At 70.5% G+C, this 25139-nt stretch carries 15 protein-coding genes and 1 pseudogene; 12 read left to right on the forward strand and 4 right to left on the reverse strand.

Annotated elements, in window-relative coordinates; all coding sequences use genetic code 11:
- Positions 1–67: 67 nt before the first annotated feature.
- Complete coding sequence (locus ACWDYF_RS02860) at positions 68–2410, forward strand: FdhF/YdeP family oxidoreductase (protein ID WP_389463720.1); 2343 nt, start codon at positions 68–70, stop codon at positions 2408–2410.
- A gap of 48 nt (positions 2411–2458) precedes the next feature.
- Here the strand turns inward: ACWDYF_RS02860 and ACWDYF_RS02865 are convergent, their stop codons facing one another.
- The gene (locus ACWDYF_RS02865) at positions 2459–4369 is read right to left on the reverse strand and encodes an FUSC family protein (protein WP_389463723.1); all 1911 of its coding nucleotides are present in this window, start codon (positions 4367–4369) and stop codon (positions 2459–2461) included.
- Positions 4370–4629: 260 nt separating this feature from the next.
- Between ACWDYF_RS02865 and ACWDYF_RS02870 the strand changes: the two genes are divergently transcribed.
- On the forward strand, positions 4630–5190 hold the full coding sequence (locus ACWDYF_RS02870; protein WP_389463726.1) for a hypothetical protein: 561 nt from the start codon (positions 4630–4632) through the stop codon (positions 5188–5190).
- 47 nt (positions 5191–5237) lie between these two features.
- Positions 5238–5849 carry a chorismate mutase gene (locus ACWDYF_RS02875; RefSeq protein WP_389463728.1) on the forward strand — a complete coding sequence of 204 codons (612 nt, stop codon included), beginning with the start codon at positions 5238–5240 and terminating at the stop codon, positions 5847–5849.
- A 43-nt stretch (positions 5850–5892) separates the two neighbouring features.
- Here the strand turns inward: ACWDYF_RS02875 and ACWDYF_RS02880 are convergent, their stop codons facing one another.
- Positions 5893–6492: a TetR/AcrR family transcriptional regulator gene (locus tag ACWDYF_RS02880; RefSeq protein WP_389463730.1), complete on the reverse strand. Its 600-nt coding sequence runs from the start codon at positions 6490–6492 to the stop codon at positions 5893–5895.
- 263 nt (positions 6493–6755) lie between these two features.
- Here ACWDYF_RS02880 and ACWDYF_RS02885 point away from each other — a divergent pair, with 263 nt between their 5' ends.
- From ACWDYF_RS02885 to ACWDYF_RS02905, 5 genes are all read left to right on the forward strand, one after another.
- On the forward strand, positions 6756–8186 hold the full coding sequence (locus tag ACWDYF_RS02885) for a DEAD/DEAH box helicase (protein WP_389463732.1): 1431 nt from the start codon (positions 6756–6758) through the stop codon (positions 8184–8186).
- A gap of 84 nt (positions 8187–8270) precedes the next feature.
- Entirely contained in the window at positions 8271–8513 is a 243-nt protein-coding gene (locus ACWDYF_RS02890; RefSeq protein WP_018566622.1) for a DUF5302 domain-containing protein, read from the forward strand.
- Positions 8514–8905: 392 nt separating this feature from the next.
- Positions 8906–12400 (forward strand): LamG-like jellyroll fold domain-containing protein, encoded by a 3495-nt coding sequence (locus ACWDYF_RS02895; RefSeq protein WP_389463735.1) that lies wholly within the window; start codon positions 8906–8908, stop codon positions 12398–12400.
- A 77-nt stretch (positions 12401–12477) separates the two neighbouring features.
- On the forward strand, positions 12478–19356 hold the full coding sequence (locus ACWDYF_RS02900; RefSeq protein WP_389463738.1) for a polymorphic toxin-type HINT domain-containing protein: 6879 nt from the start codon (positions 12478–12480) through the stop codon (positions 19354–19356).
- Positions 19356–19778 (forward strand): DUF6896 domain-containing protein, encoded by a 423-nt coding sequence (locus tag ACWDYF_RS02905; protein WP_389463740.1) that lies wholly within the window; start codon positions 19356–19358, stop codon positions 19776–19778. The genes ACWDYF_RS02900 and ACWDYF_RS02905 overlap by 1 nt, the downstream gene beginning before the upstream one ends.
- 148 nt (positions 19779–19926) lie before the next feature.
- Here ACWDYF_RS02905 and ACWDYF_RS02910 read toward each other — a convergent pair.
- A pseudogene (locus ACWDYF_RS02910) lies at positions 19927–20275 on the reverse strand (tyrosine-type recombinase/integrase); the annotation flags it as partial.
- A gap of 108 nt (positions 20276–20383) precedes the next feature.
- Here ACWDYF_RS02910 and ACWDYF_RS02915 point away from each other — a divergent pair.
- The 4 genes from ACWDYF_RS02915 to ACWDYF_RS02930 all read left to right on the forward strand — a co-directional run bounded on the left by ACWDYF_RS02915 (position 20384) and on the right by ACWDYF_RS02930 (position 23047).
- A complete protein-coding gene (locus tag ACWDYF_RS02915) occupies positions 20384–21028 on the forward strand; it encodes an RDD family protein (RefSeq protein ID WP_381744597.1) in 645 nt (214 codons plus the stop codon).
- Positions 21029–21444: 416 nt separating this feature from the next.
- Positions 21445–21864 carry an aspartate 1-decarboxylase gene (panD, locus tag ACWDYF_RS02920; RefSeq protein ID WP_381744065.1) on the forward strand — a complete coding sequence of 140 codons (420 nt, stop codon included), beginning with the start codon at positions 21445–21447 and terminating at the stop codon, positions 21862–21864.
- A gap of 53 nt (positions 21865–21917) precedes the next feature.
- Positions 21918–22262: a GNAT family N-acetyltransferase gene (locus ACWDYF_RS02925; protein ID WP_389463743.1), complete on the forward strand. Its 345-nt coding sequence runs from the start codon at positions 21918–21920 to the stop codon at positions 22260–22262.
- Positions 22263–22300: 38 nt separating this feature from the next.
- Positions 22301–23047 carry an arylsulfatase gene (locus tag ACWDYF_RS02930; protein WP_389463922.1) on the forward strand — a complete coding sequence of 249 codons (747 nt, stop codon included), beginning with the start codon at positions 22301–22303 and terminating at the stop codon, positions 23045–23047.
- A gap of 510 nt (positions 23048–23557) precedes the next feature.
- Here ACWDYF_RS02930 and gndA read toward each other — a convergent pair.
- A complete protein-coding gene (gene gndA, locus ACWDYF_RS02935) occupies positions 23558–24997 on the reverse strand; it encodes an NADP-dependent phosphogluconate dehydrogenase (RefSeq protein WP_389463745.1) in 1440 nt (479 codons plus the stop codon).
- Positions 24998–25139 lie beyond the last annotated feature (142 nt).

Below are 25139 nucleotides of genomic sequence, written 5' to 3' on the forward strand. Positions count from 1 at the left end.
AACGTAGAACACCACGGAGCATCCCGCAGAACGTCCCGCGGAACGTCCGCAGAACAGGGAGTACCCGATGACCGACCAGAGGACCCCGGCGCAGTCCGCCGACGCCCCTTCCGAGGACGCCCCGGACCGGCGGGCCCCGGAGTTCCGCCCCTACCACCATCCGGCGGCAGGCTGGGGCGCGGCCAAGAGCGTCTCCCGCTTCCTGCTGCGCGAACGCGAGTTCGTCGACGGACCGCGGGCCGTCCAGCGCATGAACCACGAGGGGGAGGGTTTCGACTGCCCCGGCTGCGCCTGGCCGGACGACCTCAAGGGGCTGCGGCTCGACATCTGCGAGAACGGCATCAAGCACGTCTCCTGGGAGATGACCCACCACCGGGTCGGCCCGGAGTTCTTCGCGGCGCACACCGTCACCGAGCTGTCCTCCTGGAGCGACGAGCAACTGGAACGCCAGGGCCGGCTGACCCACCCCATGAGCTACGACCCGGACACCGACACCTATGTGCCGATCTCCTGGAAGGACGCGTTCGCCCTGGTGGGACGCACCCTGCGCGAGCTGGACAGCCCGCACCGGGCCACGTACTACACCTCGGGACGGCTCGGGAACGAGGCGACCTTCCTCTACCAGCTCATGGCGCGCGAGCTGGGCACGAACAACCTGCCCGACTGCTCCAACATGTGCCACGAGGCCAGCGGCCGCGCCCTCCAGGCCGCGCTCGGCACCGGCAAGGGCACGGCCGACCTCAAGGACTGGGAGGTCGCCGACGCCCTGTTCATCCTCGGGGTCAACGCCGCCTCCAACGCCCCGCGCATGCTGACCTCGCTCGCCGAGGCGCACAAGCGCGGCGCGAAGATCGTGCACATCAACCCGCTCGTGGAGGCCGCGGCGACCCGCACGATCATCCCGCACGACTTCGTCGACATGGCGCTGTTCCGGTCCACCCCGACCAGCTCGCTCAACATCCAGCCGCGCATCGGCGGCGACATGGCCCTGCTGCGCGGCATGGCCAAGGCCGTGCTCGCCGAGGCGGAGACCGACCCGAAGGCGCTCGACCGGGAGTTCGTCGAGCGGTACACCACGGGCTTCGACGCCTACCGGGCGCTGGTGGAGGCCACGCCGTGGGAGGAGATCGAACGGCAGAGCGGCGTCGCCCGCGCCGACATCGCCAAGGCCGCCCGCGTCTACTGCGAGGCCGACCGGAGCATCTTCAGCTGGTGCCTGGGGATCACCCAGCACGAACACGGAGTGGACACCGTCCGGGAGATCGTCAACCTGCTGCTGCTCCGCGGCAACCTGGGCCGCGAGGGCGCCGGTCCGTCGCCGGTGCGCGGCCACAGCAATGTGCAGGGCAACCGCACCTGCGGCATCGACCACCGGCCGCCCCCGGAGTTCCTGGACCGCCTGGCGAAGGCGTGCGCCATCGAACCGCCCCGCGAACACGGCCTGGACACGGTGCGCAGCATCGAGGCGATGCACCGCGGCGAGGTGACGGTCTTCGTCGGCATGGGCGGCAACTTCGCGCTGGCCGCCCCCGACACGGCGTACACCTCCGAGGCGCTGCGGCGGTGCGAACTGACCGTGCAGGTCAGCACCAAGCTCAACCGCAGCCATCTGGTGCACGGCCGCCGGGCGCTCATCCTGCCCTGCCTGGGCCGCACCGAGAAGGACCTCCAGAAGGCCGGCAAGCAGGCCACCTCGGTCGAGGACTCCATGAGCATGGTCCACCTCTCCCTCGGCATGAAGCGGCCCGCCTCGCCCCACCTGCTCTCCGAACCGGCCATCATCGCCGGAATGGCGCGCGCCGCGCTGCCGGACAGCGACACCCCCTGGGAGTGGTACGTCGAGGACTACGACCGTATCCGCGACACCATGGCGCGGGCCCTGGAGGGGTTCGAGGACTTCAACCGGCGCGTCCGGCTCCCGCTCGGGTTCCGGATCAAGCAGCCCGCCCGGGAACTCGTCTTCCGTACGGCCTCGGGCCGCGCGGAGTTCTCCGCCGCCGGACTCCCCGACGTCGTACCGGCCGACGGCGTGCTCAAGCTCGGCACGATGCGCTCCCACGACCAGTGGAACACCACCATCTACTCCGACGACGACCGCTACCGCGGGATCAAGAACCTGCGCACGCTGATCTTCATGAACGCCCAGGACATGCGCGACCGCGGGCTCACACTCTTCGACGAGGTCGACATCACCAGCACGGCGCGGGACGGCTCGACCCGCAGCGTCCACCGCTACAAGGCCGTCCCGTACGACATCCCGCGCGGCTGCGCCGCCGGATACATGCCGGAGCTGAACGTCCTGTGCGCCATCGGCGACTACAGCACCCAGAGCGACCAGCCGCTGATGAAGAACGTGGACGTGACCGTGCGGCCGTCGGGGACGGGGGACGGGGACCGGGCAGCCGGATGACAGCTGCTGACCAGCTGACCGGATGACCGGGCGGCAGAGGGGCGTGGCTCACTCGGGCGGGTGGGAGAGGAGCCGCTCCAGCAGCAGATAGCCGCGCCGCTCCGCGGCGGCGAGCAGGGCCGGGTCGATCCCGGCCTGCCACAGCTCGCCCGCCGCGGCGTCGTCCGCCTCGCGCAGCTCCACCACGGCCTCGGCCAGCCGCACCGCCAGCTCCGCGGGCGGCGGCCCCGCGGCACCGGCCAGCACCTCTTCCGCCTGCCGCGCGGCGCGGGTGCATGCGGCCAGCGCGTGCTCCACGCGTACGGCGGCGTGGTCGTCGACCACCAGCATCGCGCAGGCCAGGCCCACCGCGATGCCCAGGAGACTGGCGAGGGCCCGGTCCTGGACGAGCGCGCCGGCGGGGGCGGGAGCCGCCAGTTCGCTCAGCAGCAGCGCCAGCGGCGTGAGGAAGACGACGCCGAGGCCGTAGTTGAGGACCACCACGCATTCGAGCAGGAACTCCAGGGCCACGATCACCAGCACGAGGACCACCGGGTCCGGGTGGGCGCCCAGCACCCCGAGCGCGAGCAGCAGCCCCAGCACCGTCCCCAGGGTCCGCTGGACGGCGCGCTGCGCGGTCGTACGGATATTGACCGAGTGCAGCACGGCGGCGGCCGAGATCGCCGCCCAGTAGCCGTGCCCCAGGCCGAGCACGAGCGCCAGGGCACCGGCCGCCCCGGTGCCCAGCACCATGCGCAACGCGGGCACCACCCGCACCGAGAGATGGACGGGCCCGGCGAGCCGCGGCCCCGCGAACAGCTCACCGGCCCGGCGCGTGGAGTCGGCCGAGGGTGCCGGGGAGAGTGCTGAAGGGGATGCCGAGGGGGGCGCCGAAGGGGGTGCCGAGAGCGGTGGGGGGTCCGCGCCCGGGGTGCGGGCCGGGGGAGTGGGCGGGGCGGCACCCGCGTCCGCGTACGGCGTCGGCAAGCCGGGCAGCAGCTCGGGCCGGGCCCGGCGCCGGTCCGCGAGCAGCCGCGCCTGGCGGCGCAGCAGCTCCGCCGACTCGGCCCCCTTCGGCGACGGCCGGCTCGCGGAGCCGATCAGCAGGGACCAGGACACGTCGGCCAGACGGACGCAGACGGCGGTCCCGTCCCGGCCGCCGCGCGCCCCGGCCCCGGGCGGACACCGGTCGAGGCCGGGGGACCGGCGGGTGTGCGGCGCGAGACCGAGGCAGTGGTACGCGTGCAGCACGGCCACCGTCGCACGGTGCCGCTCCCGCCCCGCCGCACCCCCCGGATCCGCCCCCTCGGCGTCGGCCGCCGTCAGCAGGCGGGCGAGTTCGCGCAGGGCGACGGCCACGGCGAGCCGCTGCGGCCGGTCCGGGTGGACGTACCGGCCCGCGACGGCCAGCGCCCAGGCGACCGCCGCCGCTGCCGCGGCCAGCCCGGTCCGGGGCAGCACGTCGGTGAACGCGGCCGGGCTCTCGGCGGCCACCGCGAAGGAGAAGAGCAGCAGCACCGCCCCGAGGCCGCCCAGCCGCGCCGCGTCGCACGCGAACTTCGCCGCTCCGGCGACCACGGCCGTGGCCGCCACCACCAGGACGGCGCCCGCCCCGCCCGCCTGCGGACGGACCAGGGCCGCCAGCGTCACGCCGCAGCCCACGCACGCGGTCATGGCGAGCGCGACCCACGCCAGCACGCGGGCGCGGCGCGGATAGGGCAGATTGCGCCCGAACGTGGTGGTGAAGGAGCCGAGCATCGCGTACACGGCGAGATCCGGACGTCCGGCGAGCACGATCGGCAGGGCGACCAGTGCCATGGCCAGGGCTGCCCGCAGGGCGAACACCAGAGCCCCGTCCACCCGGTGCACGGCCAGTGCCCCGCGTGGCGAGAGCACCCGCGCCACCCCGGCGACCGCGCGGCCTGCCTCACCTCGGGCACGACGGTGTGACACCCGTCCCGGACGACCTTCGGGATCCATCGCCCTCAGCATCTGCCGCTTTCCCGGGCACGTCAAAACTTCCCAGGGACTTCCCCGGCCAGGTCGGCTCAGTGAGGGAGAACGTTCGGTCTTGACAAGACGGGGGCGCGCTTGCCAGGCTCAAGGGGTGAGGGAGAACGTTCGGTCTCTTTCCTGGTCCATCGCGATCTCCGCCGCGATCGCCGCCGCCGCGAACTCCGGCCTTCACCACGTATCCGCCGCATTCGCCGAATGCGCTGCATCCACCGAAAGGGATCACCATGAGCACCATCGCCGCTCCGTCCGTTGTCACCGGGACGGCCGCCGCCCTGCGCCGCCTGTACTTCGTCCGCTGCGCCTTCGCCCTGACCTGGGCGCTCGTGATGTTCACGACGGCGTCGGGGATCAGCCCGGCCACGGCCGTGCTGCTCGTGCTGTATCCGCTGTTCGACGTGGGTGCGGCCGTCGTCGACGCGAGGGCGTCGCGCGCCGCCGGATCGCCTGCGCTGCTGCGTCTGAACATGGCCATCAGCTCGGCCGCGGCCGTCGGCGTGGCCGTCGCCTGCGCGTCCGGCGTTCCGGCGGTACTGCGGGTGTGGGGCGCCTGGGCGGTCGTGTCCGGCCTGGTACAGCTGATCGTGGCCGTCCCCCGCCGCGCGCTGGGCGGCCAGTGGCCGATGATCCTCAGCGGCGGCATCTCGGTCCTGGCCGGGGCGTCGTTCGTCGCGTCGGCCGGGGCGGACGATCCCGCGCTCACCGGTGCGATCGGCTACGCCGTTCCGGGCGGCGTCTTCTTCCTCGTCTCGGCCCTGCGTCTGGGCCGCGCCGCCAAGGGGAACTGACAGGACGGACAGGACAGCGGGAAGGCACCCGAACCCGAGGTGGGCAAGTGAACCTGCGAGACAGCACGACTCGCTGCGCCGTCGTCACCGCGATGTGCGCGGCCCTGGCGCTGCCGACGACTCATCAGGCGACGGCTGCGAGTGCCCGTACGACCGCCGGGCCCCTGGGCGCCCCGCTCGGCAGGCTCGGCCCTCTGACGGACCTCGTCATCGAGCGCATCCGGGTGGGCGACGACGTGGCGGCGGCCAAGTTCGGCACCGGCGCGCCCATCGAGGACCCCGTGCGCGAGGGACAGGTCCTGGACCAGGTCCGTGCGCAGGCCGGTGCCGCCGGACTGGATCCGGAGGCGGCAGTGGCGTTCTTCCGGGACCAGATCACGGCCAGCAAGATCACGCAGCGGGGACTGTTCGCCCGCTGGACCGCCCACCCCGGGGAAGCCCCCGCGACACGCCCCGACCTGGGCCCGATCCGCGAGCGGCTCGACCGGTTGACCCGGGCCCTGCTCGACAAGCTCAAGGACACGGAGCGTTGGCGCGCCGAGCCCGTCGGCTGCGCGGCGGGACTCGCCCTGGCCGGTGCAACGGGCGCGGCACTGGAACACCTGGATGCGCTCCACCGCCGTGCGCTCAGGACGGCGACGCGCTCCGTGTGTCAGTGAGGCGAGGCGTGCTCCGTGTGCCACTGAGACGGATCGGCGCCCGTCAGTCACCGAGCGGCGCGGAACGGGCCCGGAGGATCCCCTCGACGCCCTGGAGGAAGGTCTCGGCCACCAGTTCGGGGTCGGACAGGCACCCGGAGGCCATGGCGCCGTCGCGGAGCATGACGAGATGCCGGCCGGCGGCTTCGGCGGATGCGTCGCCGCCGGTCCCGGCCAGCAGTCCCGTGACGGTGTCCAGGAACCACTGCCGGTGGGCCAGGACGGCACGGTGGACCGGATGGTCCGGATCCGGGTACTCCACCGCCGCGTTGAGGAAGGCGCAGCCCCGGAACCCCGGGGACCGGATCCCCGCGGCGATGGTCCGGCAGACGGCCCGGAGCTGGTCGGCCGCCGACTCCTCACCCGCCTGCGCGGCCTCGGCCTGGGACCGGAGCTCCCGGTCGGCCAGGCCGAGGTAGGCGAGGACGAGTTCTTCCTTGCCCGTGAAGTGGCGGTACAGCGTGGCACGGGTGACCTGCGCCTCCGCGATGATCCGGTCGACGCCCACGGAGTGGATCCCCTCCGCGTAGAAGATCTTGGTCGCCGTACCGAGCAGCCGCGCCCGCGCCGCCGACGTGCTGCTTCCCCTGGTGCCCTGGCTCATCCAGCCAGGGTAACGAAGAACGAGGGCGAACGATCGGTCTCGAACGGGAGTACGCGGCCGGGCGTACGGACGACGACCCGCCGCCGACCGCCGGGACCCAGCCCCCGGCCGCCATCCCGTGTGTCCGTGTGTCCGTGTTAGTCTCGTGCGTTTGCGTGGTCGTCGCGGTGAGCGATCGAGCCCGGCCGGTCCGCCGGTGGGCGGGCTGTTCCGTCTTGCTTGCCGGGCCTTCCTCGGTACGTTCCTCCTGCGGAAGGCTGTTCATGAAGCACCCCGATGACTCCGGCACCGCCGACTCCGGCGCGGCTCGGGGAGGTCCCGCCCGGCCCGGCGCCACGACCCCGGCGCTGCCCCCGGCAGGCTCCTTCGCCGACCTGGGGCTGCCGGTGGAGGTACTGCGGACACTGAGCGAGTCCGGGGTGCGCGAACCCTTCCCGATCCAGGCCGCCACGCTGCCGGATGCTTTGAAGGGCCGCGATGTCCTGGGGCGCGGGCGCACCGGGTCGGGCAAGACGCTCGCCTTCGGCCTGCCGCTGCTGACCCGTACGGCCGGGCGGCGGGCCGAACCGAAGCAGCCCCTCGCGCTGGTTCTCGTACCCACCCGGGAACTGGCCCAGCAGGTCACCGAGGCGCTGGTGCCGTACGCCGAGGCACTGCGGCTGCGGATGGCCACGGTTGTCGGCGGTGTGTCGACCGGCCGGCAGGTCGCCGCGCTGCGCCAGGGAGCCGAGGTGGTCGTCGCCACCCCCGGACGCCTGCACGACCTGATCGAGCGCAACGCCTGCCGTCTGGGACGGGTGCGGATCACCGTGCTGGACGAGGCCGACCAGATGTGTGACCTGGGGTTCCTGCCGCAGGTCGTCGAGGCCCTCGACCAGGTGCACCCGGACGGTCAGCGGATGCTGTTCTCGGCCACGCTGGACGGCGACGTCGACCAGCTCGTCCGCCGCTACCTTCAGGATCCCGTGGCTCACTCGGTCGACCCGGGCGCGGCCAGGATCACGACGATGGAGCACCACGTCCTGGTCGTCCACGGCCCCGACCGCTACGCCGTCGTGACGGAGATCGCCGCCCGCGATGGCCGCGTCCTGCTGTTCCTGGACACCAAGCACGCCGTCGACCAGCTCACCCGGCATCTGCGGGCCAGCGGGGTGCACGCCGGGGCGCTGCACAGCGGCAAGTCCCAGCCGCAGCGCACTCGGACCCTGGCGCAGTTCAAGAACGGTCAGGTCACCGTTCTGGTGGCGACCAATGTCGCGGCCCGCGGTCTGCACGTCGACGACCTCGATCTCGTGGTCAACGTCGATCCGCCCACCGACCCCAAGGACTATGTGCACCGGGCGGGCCGTACCGCCCGCGCCGGTGGGTCCGGCCGGGTGGTCACGCTCGTCCCGGCGGGCCACCGTGACGAGACACGCCGGATGCTGGCCGAGGCCGGCATCGAGGCGACCGTCACCAAGGTGCGCTCGGGTGAGGCGGAGCTGAGCCGGATCACCGGCGCCAAGGCCCCTTCTGGGACCCCGCTCGACGGCGGGGCCGCGCCCGCCCGGCCCAAGAACACCAACGCGCCCTTCCGCGGCCTGGGCACCAGCAAGGACCCCGCCCGCGGCGGAGGCGGCAAGTCCCGGAAGGCGGGCGAGGCCCGCAAGCTCGCCGAGGCCCGCAAGGCCGCCCTCGTACGCCGCAACGGCTGAGGGCGGTTGCCCCGTCGGCCGGTCCCGGCACCACGCCCGGCATGTCAAGCTGTGCGTGCCTATCCCCGAACCCAGGAGGTCACCATGACCGAAGAGCCCGTCACCACGGAAGGTTCGGAGCCGGCTGACGCCGAGACGTCCGCTCTGACGCCGGACGCCGACGGCAACTACGACCTCAAGCGCAAGTTCCGCGAGGCCCTGGCCCGCAAGCGCGGTGCGCAGGCGGACGCCGCCGACGCCGCCGCCAACCCGGATGCGTCAAAGGTCCGCGCGGCACACGGCCCGGCCACCAGCCAGCGGTCGTTCAGGCGCAAGAGCGGCGGCTGAGCCGATCACTCCCGGGGCCTGACCGCACGACCGGCAGCAGCCTGAGCGCGCCGCCGCCCCTCCCCGCGTCCAGCGAGGTCTCCCGCAACACGCGCATCCTGCGCGCGCGTTGCGGGAGACGCGGGAGCACGGACGCTCGCGAAGACCGGTCCGGTGAGAGGCCTGGAGAAGATCTTTACTCCCTCAGGGCTATTTCATGTGCCACCTATTGGCACTTCTTTACTGAATTCTTTTGATCTATGGACCGTTTTGACTGTTTGACGCATTGGGGGAGTCGTTGACAGGGCGGGAGTAGGCAGGTTTTGATCCCCACTTGTAAATAGCCTGTGGATGCAAGGTGGGGGTCGTGGGGTGGGGTGGTGTGGGCGGTTGCCGCTCCGGGGTCCGCACCCGTGGTCGCCGACGGCGGCGCGAGTGACTTGTCGCCCGAGGCGTCCGCATCGCAGCAGGCGGCGGCATCGGGCTCTCCCGTCGAGGTGAGCGCGGAGACGACCCCCACGCAATTGGTGACGGCTCAGCCGGACGGTTCTTTCACCGTCGACTTCGACCCGGCGCCGGTCCGGACGAAGAAAGCGTCCGGGTGGGTTCCGGTTGACACCGACCTCGAGCGGACGCCATCGGGCGGGGTCGCTCCGAAGGCCGCGGCGGCGGACGTTGTCTTCTCCGGGGGTGGTTCGCAAGCACCGCTCGCCAGTGTCACCAAGGACGGGAAGACATACCGTGTCGACTCGCCCTGGAACCTGCCGGCTCCGACGGTGTCGGGTTCCGCGGCGACATACGCGGACGTCATGCCCGGGACAGACCTCGTGGTGCGGGCCACGCCGGACGGGTTCAGCGAGAACCTGGTGGTCAAGTCCCGGGACGCGGCGCACAGTACGGACCTTGCGAGGGTCCGTTTTCCTGTTTCCGTCGACGGGGTCACGGCGCGCGACACGACTGCGGGTGGAGCCGCCTTCGTGGATGCTCAGGGCCGGCCCGTGTTCACCACGGGCACGGCGCTGATGTACGACTCCGCCGCCACGCCGGCCGCCACTCAGGCTTCATCGGCCAAGAAGCCCGACAACGTTGCTCGTACGCAGGCCGGGAGTGCAGCGCTCACCGGAGGCGCGACCGATGGTCCGGCCCCCGGCGCCCACACGACCGCGATGGACGTGACGGTCTCGGACGACGAGCTGACCTTGAAGCCCGACCGGTCCTTCCTCGACGATCCCGGCACCGTCTACCCCGTTGTCCTGGACCCTCAGACGACCAATGCCTCGCTGGCCGGCTGGACGACGGTGTGGACGAGTTCACCGTCGACGTCGTTCTGGAAGACCTCGCACGCGCTCGGAGTCGGCTATGACGCGTGGGTGGACAACAAGAAGGCCCGTTCGCTCTACCAGTTCGACACGCACACCCTGGGCGGCAAGAAGGTCCTCTCCGCCACGTTCACAGCGCTGGAGGTGTGGTCGGCGAACTGCACCGGCAAGCCGGTGGAGTTGTGGCGCACCGGTCCGATCTCGTCGTCCACGACGTGGTCGGCCCAGCCGTCCTGGTCCGCACGCGCGGACACGGTGACGGCGGCCAAGGGCTACTCCTCGTCGTGCCCCGGCGGAAACGTGTCCTTCGACGCGACCGGCGCTGTCAGTTACACCGCCGGTCAGTCCGCCTCGACCACGACCCTCGGTCTGCGCGCCGGTGACGAGAGCGACGCGATCGCCTGGAAGCAGTTCGGCTCGCCCTCCGACCACAAGCCCACGCTCTCCGTGACGTTCGTGTCGGCCCCCAGCGCTCCCGCCGGTGTGAAGATGTCGGCCCCGAGCCTGGCGTGCTCCACGGCATACGCCGGCGCCGTCGTGATCCGGGACACCACGCCCACACTGGCCGCGGCCCCCAAGTCCGCCGACGGTTCACAGTCGACACTGCGGCCCGACTTCGAGGTGTACAAGTACGACCCCAATGCCACCGATCCGCAGGTTGGCTCCGGCAGCCCGTCGGCGTACACGGCGTCGGGAACGACGGGTACGTGGACCGCTCCGTCGTTGACCAGCGGGCAGACCTACTGGTTCCGCGCCCGAAGCGAGTACAGATACTCCTTCAACGGGACCACCGGCTATACCCACTCGAGCTGGTCACCGGCGTGCTGGTTCAAGGTCGACACCACGCGTCCCGTACAGCCTGACGTCGACTCGACGGCATACCCGGAGTGCGCGAGCCCCGACACGCCTGACGACTGCACCGCGCACGGTGGTGTGGGTGCGCCCGGATCGTTCACGCTCAAGGCCGACGGAGCCTCGGACGTCGTCAAGTACACGTTCCAGCTCAATGACAACCCGGTGCAGACCAAGACGTTCACCAGCCCCGCCACCAGCTACACACTTTCCCTGGCCCCGGACGTGCGCGGCCTGAACACGCTCACCGTCAACACCTGGGACGCGGCGGGGAACGAATCGGCCAGCTACACCTATTTCTTCAAGGTCGCTCCCGGCGCCGGACCGGTCGACCAGTGGTCGATGGACGAAGGGACAGGTTCCACAGCGGCAGACTCCATCGGGGGCAAGGACGCCACTCTGCACGGCGCGGCCGCCTGGACGGACCACGCCCGGCTCGGCAAGGCGCTGCAGGGCGACGGGACGTCCGCCTGTGCGGCGACGGATTCCTCCGCGCTGGACACCACCAAGAGCTTCACGGTGTCCGCCTGGACCCGTCTGACGAGCACCTCCCAGAACTCCGTCGTCGTTGCGCAGTCGGGAGCCAGCGGTTCCGCGTTCGCGCTCTACTACTCGGCCTCCTACAAGGCGTGGATCTTCAACCGGTACGCCTCGGACGTCGTCTCGCCGACGATCATCCGGTCGGTTTCGACGGCCACTCCGGTTGCGGGTGTCTGGACGCATCTGATGGGGGTCTACGACGCGCAGTTCCACACCATCCAACTGTTCGTCAACGGCCTGCCGCAGGGCGATCCTGTCTCATTCACCACTCCCTGGGCTGCCACAGGCGGCGTGCAGATCGGCCGCGTCCTGTCGGGCGGCGCCTTCACCGAGTACCTTTCCGGCCAGGTCGACGAGGTGACGGCCTGGAACCGCATCCTCTCCTCCCAGGAGATCGCTGACCTCCAGGCGATGACCGACCCGAGCACCGGGCAGGCACGCCCGGCGCTGGCCGCCGACTGGGCGATGGAGGAAACCTCCGGCACCAGTGCCTCGGACTCCTCCGGATACGCCCACACCGCTGCCGTGACTGCGGGCGGCACCTGGACCACCGACACCGACGGCGGCAAGGGCAACGTCTTGTCCGTGGACGGGACATCGACCGGCAATGCCACGGCCGCCGGTCCGATCGTGGACTCCCAGGGGGCCTTCACCGTGGCCGCATGGGCGAAGCTGGACGCGGCCGCCCTGTCCGACACCTCCGTGGCACACCGCATGCAGATCGCCGCTCAGTCCGGCAACGCACGCGACGCGTGGGGCCTGTGGTACGACCAGGCCGCGGGTTCCACTCAGGGGATGTGGGTCTTCGAGCACACCATGTTCGACGGCCTCGCCGGCCCAGTCATCCGGGTCCCTGCCGACGTCTCAGCCGCTCAACTGGTCGACCCGGGTGCCTGGACCCTCCTGACCGGCGTGTACGACAGTGCCCACAACCAGATGCTCCTCTACGTCAACGGTGTCCGCCAGAGCGCTCTGAACGACACCGACTCCGATCCCGGCGCGCAGCCGGGTCCGACTCTCGGTGCCGGTCCCTGGCAGGCCACCGGCGCCTTCAGCATCGGGCGCGGGCGCACCAACAGCGGCGTCTGGGGCGACTACGCGCGCGGCCTCGTGGACGACGTGCGGGTGTGGACCGGAGTGCTGTCCGGCACGGCCATCGACCAGATGTACCTCAGCGAAGTGCCCATCCCGCTGTGACACCGGCGCGTCGGCGCGCCGGGCGCGCCACACCGTCAGCGGCCCCCTTCACCCCACACACTTTCAGGAGACCAGTCATGGATGGGCTACGACGGACACGAATGTGGGTCGTCGCCGTCACCACGGGCGCCCTGGTTGCCACCGGGCTCGGTACGGCACCGACCGTCTGGGCCACCCAGCGGCACGGGCATCACACTGTGGGAGCGCCGGACGTCGACAACGGCACCGCCGTGCCGGTCAAGCCGAAAGCGGCTGCCCGCAAGGACCCGGCCACAGCAGCCGCCGCCCGCACCGCCGCGAGACTGGCGCACCCCCTCGTATGGCCCACCGCGTCCGCCGCCACCGTACCCGTGGCCGTGCACGGAGCACGCGCGGCCGCAACGCGGGTAGGCGAACTGCCGGTCACGCTGAGCGCCCCGACCGTCGGCGCTGCCCCTGCCGAGGTGGCGGTGAAGGTGGCTGACCACCGCACCGCGACCGCTCTCGGAATCGATGGCACGGTGCTGTCGGTGGCGCGCGCCGACGGACACAGGGCCTCCGGCAAGACACGGCTGACCCTGGATTACTCCGGTTTCGCCAACGCCTACGGCGGTGACTACGCTTCCCGGCTCACCCTGGTTTCCCTGCCCGCGTGTGCGCTCACCAGCCCGGCCGAGAAGAAGTGCCAGGCCACCAAGCCGGTTCCCACCACCAACGATGTCGCGCACCACACGCTGACCACGACGGCAGCACTCGGTCCGGCGGGGGTGACCGCGCTCGCCGCGACCACCGCCACTGCCAAGTCCGGTGCCGGTTCCTATCAGGCGACCTCTCTCAATCCGTCGGCGGCCTGGAGCGCGGGCGGCTCCAGTGGTGACTTCACCTGGTCCTACCCGCTCACCGCGCCTCCCTCCAGCGGCGGTCCTGCCCCGAACCTGGCGATCACCTACGACGCGCAGAGCGTCGACGGGCGGCTGCCCTCCACGAACAACCAGCCCTCGTGGGTGGGTGAGGGTTTCGACCTCTCCACCTCCTACATCGAGCGCTCCTATGACTCCTGCGACGACGACGGCCAGAAGGACAAGAGCGACGAGTGCTGGGCGAGCGACAACGCCACCCTGGTCCTCGGCGGCAAATCCAGCCCGCTGATCAAGGACAGCAAGTCCGGTACCTGGCACCCCAAGACCGATGACGGCGAGCGCGTCGTCCGTTCCACGGGAGCGGTGAACGGCGACGACGACGGCGAGTTCTGGACCGTCACCACCCCGGACGGCATCCAGTACGTCTTCGGCAAGAACCGCCTTCCCGGATGGACCACCGGCGCGGCCGAGACCAACTCGACCTGGACCGTCCCGGTCTTCGGCGACGACTCCGGTGAGCCCGGCTACGACAAGGCCACCTCCTTCTCCGGCCGCGCCCTCACCCAGGCCTGGCGCTGGAACCTCGACTACGTCGTCGACCCGCACGGCAACGCGATGTCGTACTGGTACAACAAGGACACCAACTACTACGCCAAGAACGGCGACACCACCGCCCACGGCACCGCCTACGACCGCGGCGGCTATCTCAAGCGGATCGACTACGGCATCACCGCCTCCACGGTCTTCGGCACCGTACCCGAACGGGTCACTTTCACCACCGGCCCGCGCTGTGTGGTCACCACCACCGAGACGTGCTCCTCGCTCACCTCCAGCACGGCATCGCACTGGCCCGATGTTCCCTTCGACCAGATCTGCGATTCCGGCAAGACATGCAAGGCGACCGGCCCGACGTTCTTCTCACGTATACGCCTCGCCGGCGTCACCACCAGCATCTGGGACGCAGGCCTGTCCACCCCCGCCTACCGGGACATCGACAACTGGACGCTCGACCAGGACTTCCCCGATCCAGGAGACGGGACCTCCGCCGGCCTGTGGCTGAAGTCCATAACCCGTACGGGCAAAGACGGCGCGACCACACCCATGTCGGCCGTCAACTTCGCCGGCATCCAGCTGTTCAACCGAGTCGACAGCACACACGACGACATCGCCGCCCTGGTCAAGTGGCGGGTAAGGACCATCACCTCCGAGACCGGCTCGGTCCTGACGGTCAACTACTCCGATCCCCAGTGTGTCGCGGGCACCACCATGCCCAGCAGCCCCGATTCCGACACCATGCGGTGCTTCCCCGCGTACTGGCAACCGCCGTACACCCCTGACCCGCAACTGGACTGGTTCCACAAGTACGTCGTCACCCAGGTCACCGAGTCCGACCCCACCGGCGGAGCCCCGCTGAAGGAGACCGACTACACGTACAACGGATCACCGGCCTGGCACTACGACAGTGACAACGTCACTTCGCCGGCCAAGCGCAAGACCTGGTCCGTCTGGCGCGGCTACGGCAGCGTCACCACGACGACGGGCAACGACCAGTCGACCCGGACCAAGACGGTCGCGACGTACTTCCGTGGCATGGACGGCGACAGACAGGCCGACGGCACCACCCGGACCGCCAAGATCACTGACTCCACCGGCGCCACGGTCACCGACACCGACGCCGTCGCGGGGAACGTCCGCGAGTCGATCACCTACAACGGCAGCGCCGAGATCTCCGGCGCCATCACCGACCAGTGGATCCACACCACGGGGACCGACGGCACCCGCACCAGCACCTACACCCGCCCCCATGCTGTCCGCACCCGTACCGACCTCGCCTCCGGCGGCACCCGCGACACCGCCGTCACCACGACCTACGACGACACCACCGGTGCGGTCACCATGGTCGACGACGCGGGCGACACCGCCGTCAAGGGGGACGAGCAGTGCACCCGCACCACACTCGCCGACAACACCACGGGCTGGCTGATGGCCGCGCCCGTCCGGGTCGAGACCGTCGACGTCGCCTGCGACGCCGCACCCAGTCGGCCTGACGATGTCGTCTCCGATGTCCGTACCCTCTACGACGGCCATGCGTACGGGATCGCCCCCACGCTCGGTGACGAGACCTCCACCCAGCGGCTGACCTCCTACAGCAGCGGCAGCCCCGTCTACCAGACCGTCTCCACCAGCCACTACGACGCCCAAGGCCGCGTCGACTCCGTCAAGGACACCAACTCGGCGATCGTCAGTGCCACCACGTACAACCCGCCCACCGGCGGCCCCCTGACCAGCACGATCACCACCGACGCCAAGGGCTACGCCACCACCACCACCTTCGACCCCGGCCGCGGCACGGCCACTTCGGTCGTCGATCCCAACAACAGGCGCACCGAATACGCCTACGACGGCCTCGGCCGGGTCACCAAACTGTGGCTGGCCAACCGGTCCAAGGCCGCCAACCAGTCCCCAAGCCTCACTTACGCCTACACCACCTCGAAGACGGCCGCCTCCGTGGTCTCGACGGGCAAACTGAACAACGACGGCAGCACCTACGACACCACCTACGCCCTCTACGACGCACTGCTCAGGCCGCGCCAGACGCAGACCCCCTCCCCGGACGGCGGACGCGTCATCGCCGAGACCAAGTACGACAGCCGGGGCCTGGCCGTCGAGTCCAACGCCGACTACACCGACGCCGCCTCGCCCTCCGGCACCCTCGTCGCCATCACCTCGGCGGTCCCCTCCCAGACCCTCACCGCCTACGACGGCGCGGGCCGCGCCACCAGGACGGATTTCTACGCCGGCGGCGTGAAGCGGTGGACCACCTCCACCGCCTATCAGGGCGACCGCACCACGGTCACTCCGCCCAAGGGCGGCATCGCCACCACGACCCTGACCGACACCCTCGGTCGCACCACGGAGACACGTCAGTACGACAGCGGTACCCCGTCCGGCTCCTACACGTCCATCAAGTACCAGTACGACGCCAAGAGCCGCCTCCAGCAGGTCGACGACAACGACGGCAACACCTGGACGTACACGTACGACCTGTTGGGCCGCCAGGTCAGCACCACCGACCCCGACGCCGGCAAGACCACTACGGCCTACAACGAGCTCGACCAGGCCCTCTCCACCACCACCGCCGTCGGCACCGCCGACGAGAAGACCCTCAGCTACACCTATGACGCCCTCGGCCGCAAGACCGACATGTACGACGGCACCACGAAGGACGCCGCCCACCAACTGGCCAAGTGGACCTACGACTCCATAGCCAAGGGACGGCCCACCTCCTCCATCCGCTACGTGGGAGGCTCCACCGGCAAGGCCTACATCAGCCAGATCGGCGCCTACGACAGCCTGTACCGGCCGACGCTGACCCGGGTCACGATCCCTTCCGTCACCGGCGAAGAAGCCCTGGCCGGCAGTTACACCTCGACCATCGGCTACAACCTCGACGGCACCGTCCAGCTCACCTCCGACCCGGCGGCCGGCGGACTGCCCGCCGAAACCCTGGAGTACGGCTACAACGACCTCGGTATGCCGACCACCCTCGAGGGAGCCACCGGGTACGTACAGAAGACCAGCTACACCAAGCTCGGCGACATAGGGCAGATCACCCTCGGCGTCTCTTCCGCGAACAGCGCCAAGTGGCTACAGGTCACCAACACCTTCGAGGACGGCACTCACCGCCTCAAGCGGGAACTCGTCACCGACGACACACACACCGCACCCGTCCAGGACACCTCCTACGACTACGACGACGCCGGAAACCCCACCAGGACGGCCACGCACGCCGACGGTACCGACGACGTCCAGTGCTACCGCTACGACGGCCACGACCGCCTCACCCAGGCCTGGTCCGCCACCGACGGCTGCTCCGCCGACCCGACCACCGCCGTCCTCGGCGGCCCGGCACCGTACTGGCAGAGCTTCGCCTACGACGGCCTCGGCAACCGGACAGCCAGGACGGATCACGCGACGACCGCGTCGGGCAGCGACACCACCACGACCTACGACTACCCGGCGAAGAACACTGGCCAGCCCCACACGCTGACGTCGTCGACCACTACCACGGGCTCCGCCAGCACCGGCAACTCGTACTCCTACGACGCCTCCGGCAACACGGTCACCCGCACCGTCGACGGCAGGAAGCAGGCACTCGACTGGGACGACGAGGGCCACCTGGCCAAGGTGACCAACGCCGACGGCACCTCCGCCTCCTACCTCTACGACGCCGGCGGCGACCGGCTGCTCAGCCGCGACGACAGCGGTACCACCCTCTACATCGGTGACACCGAGGTCCACCTCGCCAAGGGCAGCAACACGACCACCGGAACCCGCTACTACACCTGGGCCGGCCAGACGATCGCCGTCCGCACCAGTTCGGGCAACCTCCAGTGGCAGGTCACCGACCCGCACAACACCGCCGAAACCGCCGTCGACGCCACCGCGCAGACCGCGACCCGGCGCCGCCTCGACCCCTTCGGCAACACACGCGGCACCCAGCCCGACGCCGGCGCATGGCTGGGCGACAAGGGGTTCGTCAACGGAGTCGTGGACACCACCACGGGCCTCACGCACCTGGGGGCGCGGGAGTACGACTCCACGACCGGCCGCTTCGTCTCCGTCGACCCTGTCCTGGAGCTGACGGACCCCGAGCAGATCGACGGCTACACCTACGCCGGCAACAACCCCGTCACGAACAGCGACCCGGCCGGCCTGTGCATCGACCCCGGAAACGGCCACTGCACGCCCGACGACGGCGGCAAGAAGGGCTCCCAGAACCCGGACCCGGCTTACGGCAACACCAACCCGGACAACAGCGCCACCCCCAGCAGCAGTAGTGGTGGCGGAGGCGGGGGTGGGGGTGGCGGTCATCACCATTGCGGGCGGTGGTCGTTCTCCTGTCACTTCTCCAACGTCGTACACAAGGGCTACAACCTGGTCAAACAACACCCTGTGATCGCCACCGTCGTAGCCACCGCCGTGGTCGTCGGAGTGGTCGCCTGCGTCGCTGCCACAGCCGGTGGCTGCGGAGCCGTCATCGTGGCAGGGGCCGAAGGATTCACCGCCGGCGCCGAAACAGGCAGCCTCGGAGCAGCCGTGGTGGGTGCGTCGGTCGGTGTGGTCGGCGAGGGCGGCGCGGTCATCGCCGGGGCGGCAGGCATCGCCGGGGCAGGAGCGGGGGCTGTCGCGGAAGGCGCTGAGACGGTCGCGGCGTCGAAGGCGGCGACGCGATCGGGAGCGCAGGAAGCGGCGAGCGCAGCCGAAAGCACGGCGACCGCAGGCGCGGCTCGCGGTGGCGGGCGAGCGAAGACGGCAGCGCCGAAGAGCGGCGCCAGCCCCTGCAACCACAGCTTTCTGCCCGCGATCAAGGTCCTGATGGCCGACGGGGGCAAGAAGAAGATCGCCGACGTCAAGGCGGGCGACAAGGTCCTGGCCACCGACCCCCTCACCGGCAAGAGTCAGTCCCGGACCGTCGACGAACTCATCACCACCAAGCACGACAAAGACTTCGCCACCCTCACCATCCGTGACAAGGGCAAGTCGTCAGAGATCGTCGCGACAGTCACCCACCCCTTCTGGATCACATCCCTGAAGACCTGGGTCGACGCCGGCCACATCAAGGCCGGCATGCTCCTCCGCACCAGCACGGGCGCAGCCGTAAGCGTCACAGCCGTCAAGACCTGGCACCACCAGCACCTCACTCACGACCTCACAGTCCAGACCACACACACGTACTATGTGCTGGCGGGGGCCACGCCGGTCCTGGTTCACAATTGTGGAACGACCGATCCCTTCAGTCTCAAGCGGACCGAGGCGCTCTCTGGGAATGCGTCCAAGCGGAACGTGGATAACCTGACGGCTTCCATGAAGGATGGAGGGTGGCAGGGGGATCCGATCAAGGTGGCGCAGTATAACGATGAGCTGTACATCCTGGACGGACATCATCGTGTCGCAGCGGCGAAGCGGGCGGGGATCGATGTCCCGTATCAGGTGGTCCCGGAAGAAGAGCTGTTGGCGCGTTACCCGGGCGGTATTGACGATGTGACTACCGCGTGGGCTGAAGTGGGGCCCGATAAACTCGTGAACCGTCACAGGAGGCCGGGGTACAGGTGATGAGCAATGCGTCCGTCGAGGTAGTGGAGTACGTTGAGGCCCTGGCGCGTGTTCAATCAGAGGTCCTGCGAAGCCTGCCTGACCTGGGGACAAGTCTGGCTTCGATCGTGAGGCGTGCACGGGAAGGCCAGTTGCCGAAGGATGGCGCAATCGCGAGCGGGATCGAATACTCGGTACACGGGAACGGCTGCCTGTTTGTTTCGGCTGACGGTCAGGAAATTGATGTCGATTTCCTCGTCAATGGAACTCCCATTTTTGATGCGTGGAGGATCAAGAGGCTCTCCTCGAGTCGAGGGGTTACGCCAGGATGTACTGCCGAGGAATTGACCAGAGAGTGCCGTCTCATGGTTTCCTCCGGGGATCTTGAAGAGGCAAACGAAGGATGGTTTGCGATGAAGGGTGAGACAGATACTGCTGATTAGCTGATAGGTCGTGGCCAAGGCTAACGCTGTAAGCGGATGCCTCAAATTGGCAAGTAATGCATGAGGTCCTCCGAAGTCCGGCGGCGAACCCGAGACGGTGATTCCGGTGGGGCCTCATGTTCGTTTGACGGCAACGCTGGCGGCAACGTCAGTGGACGACGACTGCGGCGGGTGGGGCGTCGGGGGCGCTGTCCGTCGGGTTGAGGGCGTTGCCGAGGGTGTCGACGGCTTGGCGTTGGAGGCGGAGTCGTATGTGGGCGCAGACGCCGACGGTGCCGCCGATGTGGGCGTGTCCGAGGAGTTCCTTGATCACGACGAGGCCGATGCCCTGTTTCCAGGAGCAGGGTCGCGGTCGAGTGTCGGAGGTCGTGGAAGCGGATGGTCCGGAGCTGCGCGCGGTGGAGGAGACGGCGGAAGCAGCGGGTGAGGTTGGTGGGATCGAGAGGTCTACCGGTGGGGGTGGCGATGCGGCGTTCGGCGGTCCGGGTCTTGGTGGGCGGCGCGGGGTCTCTTCCTCGCGGACCGTATTGATTTTCGTCTCACCTATTTTCCGGCCGCCTAGTCAGGTGGGTCGGCGTAAGCAGGCGAGGAAGGATGAACCTGACGTGAGTCTTGAGGGTGCGGCCGTGGTCGGTCGTGAAGGGGTCCCGGGGGTTCCCGCCATGGTTGCGCGAGCGATGGGGCGGGAGTGGTATCGGGAGCATCTGGCCGGAATGGATCCGCTGAGGGGGGAACGGCCTGACGGGGCGACCGTCGAGTATGTGACGGATGTGGGGGCGGTGGCCTCCGCGACGGGTGATCCGGTGTTCGTGCTCGCGACCAACGGCCGAAGGGTCGCGGCGCGTTGTGTGGACAGCGTCATCGCATTCGTGCTCGCGGTCCTCGGTTTCATGGGGACGGCGACGTTGAGCGACGGCGTCGCACTGCTGGTCCTGGTGCCGGTCGGGTTCGCGGCCGGGGGCGTCGTCTACTACGTGCCGTTGGTGCACTGGTGGGGCACCACCGTCGGGAAGCGTCTGTTCGGGCTGCGGGTGGTTCGCCTGTGGACGGACGGCACGTTGACACCGTCCTGGAAGGACACGTTTCTCCGTGAGTTCGACCGGGCGGCCTTCTTGGCGCTCCCGGTGGTGAACGTGCTGGTGGCGGTGATCTGCCTGGCACAGATGAGCAAGGACCGGGGCTCCTACCACCAGAGCAAGTGGGACCGGGCCGCTCGCACCGTCGTGGTGCGTCGGGCGGCCGGTTCGTGAGCCGACTGTCGTGGGCCCACCGGCCGGCAGCATCGAACAACTGGGCGGGCACGTGATGCCCCGAGGGCAGGTCGTGCAGGCAGAGCAGCGGCAGAACTTCGCCGATCTTGACCTGATGACCGATCGAATCGATCCGTCGGGAAGGTGCGCCTCCTCCCATCGGGGCCGATCCACAGGCGCTGAGCATTGCTCCGCCAGCCCCTGGAGCTGCTCTCCGGCCTGCGCGAGTGACGGTGATCACGGACGGCCCTCGGGTGCGCTGCGTACGCTTGTCGCAAGCGGTCGGCACGAGCCCTGGAGAACCACGGGGGAGTCACGCGGACACACGACTCGTTCATACGTCTCGTTGTAGGGTGTGAAAGCAGCCCTTGACCTGCACATACGCAGGCAGGGAGCCTACTAGTGGGAGTGCCCCGATGTTGCGCACCATGTTCAAGTCCAAGATCCACCGTGCCACCGTCACCCATGCCGACCTGCACTACGTGGGATCGGTGACCATCGACGCGGAGCTGCTGGACGCCGCCGATCTGTTGCCCGGGGAACTGGTGCACATCGTCGACATCACCAACGGCGCCCGGCTGGAGACGTATGTCATCGAGGGGGAGCGCGGGTCGGGTGTCATCGGGATCAACGGGGCCGCGGCGCACCTCGTGCACCCCGGTGACCTGGTGATCCTCATCAGCTATGCGCAGGTCACCGATGCCGAGGCGCGGGCGCTGGAGCCGCGGGTGGTGCATGTGGACGCGGACAACCGCATCGTGGAGCTGGGCGCCGACCCGTCCGCGCCGGTGCCGGGTTCGGACCAGGAGCGCAGCCCCCGGTCCGTGCCGGCCTGATCCGCGCGGGGGCGGCAGCACGACAGGACGGCCGGGTGACGAGGAGCATGCCGATGAGCGACATCGAGATCCGTGACGACCGGGCGGCCGGGCGGCTGGAGGCCGTCTCGGGCGGTGAGGTGGTCGGCCGGGTCGAGTACTTCGTCCTCGACTCGCCCGGCCGTGCTCTCGTCCCCGTCCACACGATCGTGGACCCGGCCCACGAGGGCCAGGGCATCGCCGATTCCCTGGCGCGCGAGCTGTACGCCGTCGCCCGGCGCGAGGGTGCCGCCGTCGTCCCGCTGTGCCCCTACGTCGCCGGCTGGGCCGCCCGCCATCAGGACGCGGCCCCGCCGCCCGGTGCCGCACTGACCGAGGCCGCCGAGACATGGCTCGCCGCGCACCCGGAGCGGTTCTGAGCGGGGACGGGACGCGCGCCGAGCAGGGCGCCCCGCCGCTGCTCGCCCTGCTGCACACCTCACCCGTGCACGTCCCGGTCTTCGAGGCGCTGCGCGACGCGGACCACCCGGGCCTGCGGCTGCGGCACTTCGTCGACGAGGATCTGCTGCGCAGGGCGCGCGAGGACGGCCCGGACGCGGTCGCGGACGATGTGGCGGTCGTGCTGGATCGGGCCGCCGCCGAGGGCGCGGGCGCGCTGCTGTGCACCTGCTCGACCCTCGGCGCCGTGGCCGAGAAGGCCGCGGGAGCCGCGGGAGCCGCGGGAGCCGCGGGAGCCACGGGGGGCAGGGTGGGCGGGCGCGGGCGAGCGCCGGTCGTCCGGCCCGTCGTGCTGCGCGTCGACCGGCCGATGGCGGCGGCCGCCGTGGCCGCCGGACCACGGGTGGTGGTCGTCGCCGCCCTGGAGAGCACCCTCGCCCCGACCACCGCGCTCCTGGCGGAGGAGGCCGCGCGCGCCGGGCGGCGCGTCACCGTCCGCCCGATGTTCGTCCCCGGCGCGTGGGCGCTCTTCGAGGCCGGGGACACCGAGGGATACGTGCGCGAGATCGCGACGGCCGTCGACTCGGTCCCGGCGGCGGACGCCGACGCGGTCGTCCTCGCCCAGGCGTCCATGGCCGCGGCCGTGGACCTGGTGACGACATCCGTGCCGGTCCTGGCCGGTCCGCGGCCCGGCCTCGCCGCGGCGGCCCACGCGGCGGCCCACGGGGCGGGCGGGGCACGACGGCACGGCTCGGCAGCCCGGTAGCGGGCGCGGGTGCGGGTGCGCAGGTGGTACCGACGCGACGCGGCCGTCCGGGGTGTCGCCGCCGTGCCCGCGGGTGACTGGCCGCGCGGGGGTCGGGTAGCCGGGGGAGTAGTCCAGCAGCCGACACCGGAGGACGTCATGACGAACCCGTACCCCGATCCCGTACCGCCGCCGCCCACGCCCGGACCCACCCCCGGACCCGACCCGCAGCCTCCGGGTCCGGCGCCCGCGCCCGAGCCGCCGCCGGTCCCGGGACCGCCACCCGGCCCCGGCCCCACACCTCCCGGCCCGACGCCTCCGGGACCCCCGCCCCCGGGCCCGGTGCCGCCGGAGCCCTCGCCGTCTCCGATCCCGCCGGGCCCCGAACCCGTCCCGAACCCCGAGCCGGGGCCACCGCTGTCCTGAGCGGTGCCCGCCTCCGCGACGCGCGGGGCGTGCGGAGGCGTTCGCCCTCAGTACGCCCTGCGCCGCGTACGCCCTGCGCCGCGTTCGTCCTCCGCCGAGTACGCCCTACGCCGTGATCTCCGACCGGTCCCCGCCCCACAGCGTGTGGAAGGTGCCGTCGCGGTCCACGCGCCGGTAGGTGTGGGCGCCGAAGAAGTCGCGCTGCCCCTGGGTGAGGGCGGCCGGCAGACGCGGGGCGCGCAGGGCGTCGTAGTACGCCAGGGCCGCCGCGAAGCCCGGCGTGGGCACGCCCTGGCGGGTCGCGGCGACCAGCACCTCGCGCCAGTCCTCCTGGGCGGCGGCGATCTCCTGGGCGAAGGTGTCGTCGGACAGCAGGCTCGGCAGGTCGGGGCGGGCGTCGTAGGCGGCCCGGATGCGGTCGAGGAAGGCCGCGCGGATGATGCATCCGCCGCGCCAGATGGCGGAGACCGCGCCCAGGTCGATGTCCCAGCCGTACTCCTCGCTGCCCGCCGCGATCTCGTGGAAGCCCTGCGTGTACGACACGATCTTGGAGGCGTACAGCGCCTGTTCCACCCGGTCGGCGAAGGCCGCCGCCTCCGACTCGGACAGCGGGGACGCCTTCGGGCCCGCCAGGTGGCGCGAGGCCCCCCGCAGCGCCGCGTGCCCGGACAGGGACCGGGCGAAGACCGCCTCCGCGATGCCCGACACCGGCACCCCGAGGTCGAGCGCGATCTGCACCGTCCAGCGGCCGGTGCCCTTCTGCTCGGCCTGGTCCACCACCACGTCCACGAACGGCTCGCCCGTGGCCGCGTCCACGTGGGCCAGCACCTCCGCCGTGATCTCGATCAGGTACGAGTCCAGCCGGCCGGTGTTCCAGGTGCGGAAGATCTCCGCGATCTGGGCGGGGGAGTATCCGGCGACGTCGCGCAGCAGCTGGTACGCCTCGCCGATCAGCTGCATGTCGGCGTACTCGATGCCGTTGTGCACCATCTTCACGAAGTGGCCCGCGCCGTCCGGACCGACGTGCGTGACACACGGCGCGCCGTCGGCCGCCTCGGCGGAGATCTTCTCCAGCATCGGGCCGAGCGACTTGTACGACTCGGCCGAGCCGCCCGGCATGATGCTCGGGCCGTGCAGCGCGCCCTCCTCGCCGCCGGAGATACCGGTGCCGACGAAGTGGATGCCCTGCTCGCGCAGCTCCCGCTCGCGGCGCCGGGTGTCCGCGAAGTGCGCGTTGCCGCCGTCGATGATCATGTCACCGGGCTCCAGCAGGGGCGCGAACTCCTTGATCACGGCGTCGGTCGGCTCCCCGGCCTTGACCATGACGACCAGGCGGCGCGGGCGCTCCAGGGCCGCCACGAACTCCTCCGCGCTCTCGGCCGGGACGAAGTCGCCCTCCTTCCCGAACTCCTCCACCAGCGACCTCGTCCGTGCCGCCGTGCGGTTGTGCACGGCGACCGTGTAGCCGTTGCGCGCGAAGTTCCGGGCGAGGTTGCGGCCCATGACCGCGAGTCCGGTGACGCCGATCTGGGCTGTAGTGCTCATACCGCCTGCTCCTCGAAGATCCGGTGGACCACGGGGTCCTGTCGTCCGTGGCTGGTGCCGTCGTGCCGTCGTGCCGTCGTGCCGTCGTGCCGTGCTGCCGGGGTGCGATGACGTCCGTGTGCGGTCGTCCGGTGGGGCGATG

The sequence above is a fragment of the Streptomyces sp. NPDC003284 genome, assembly GCF_053589675.1.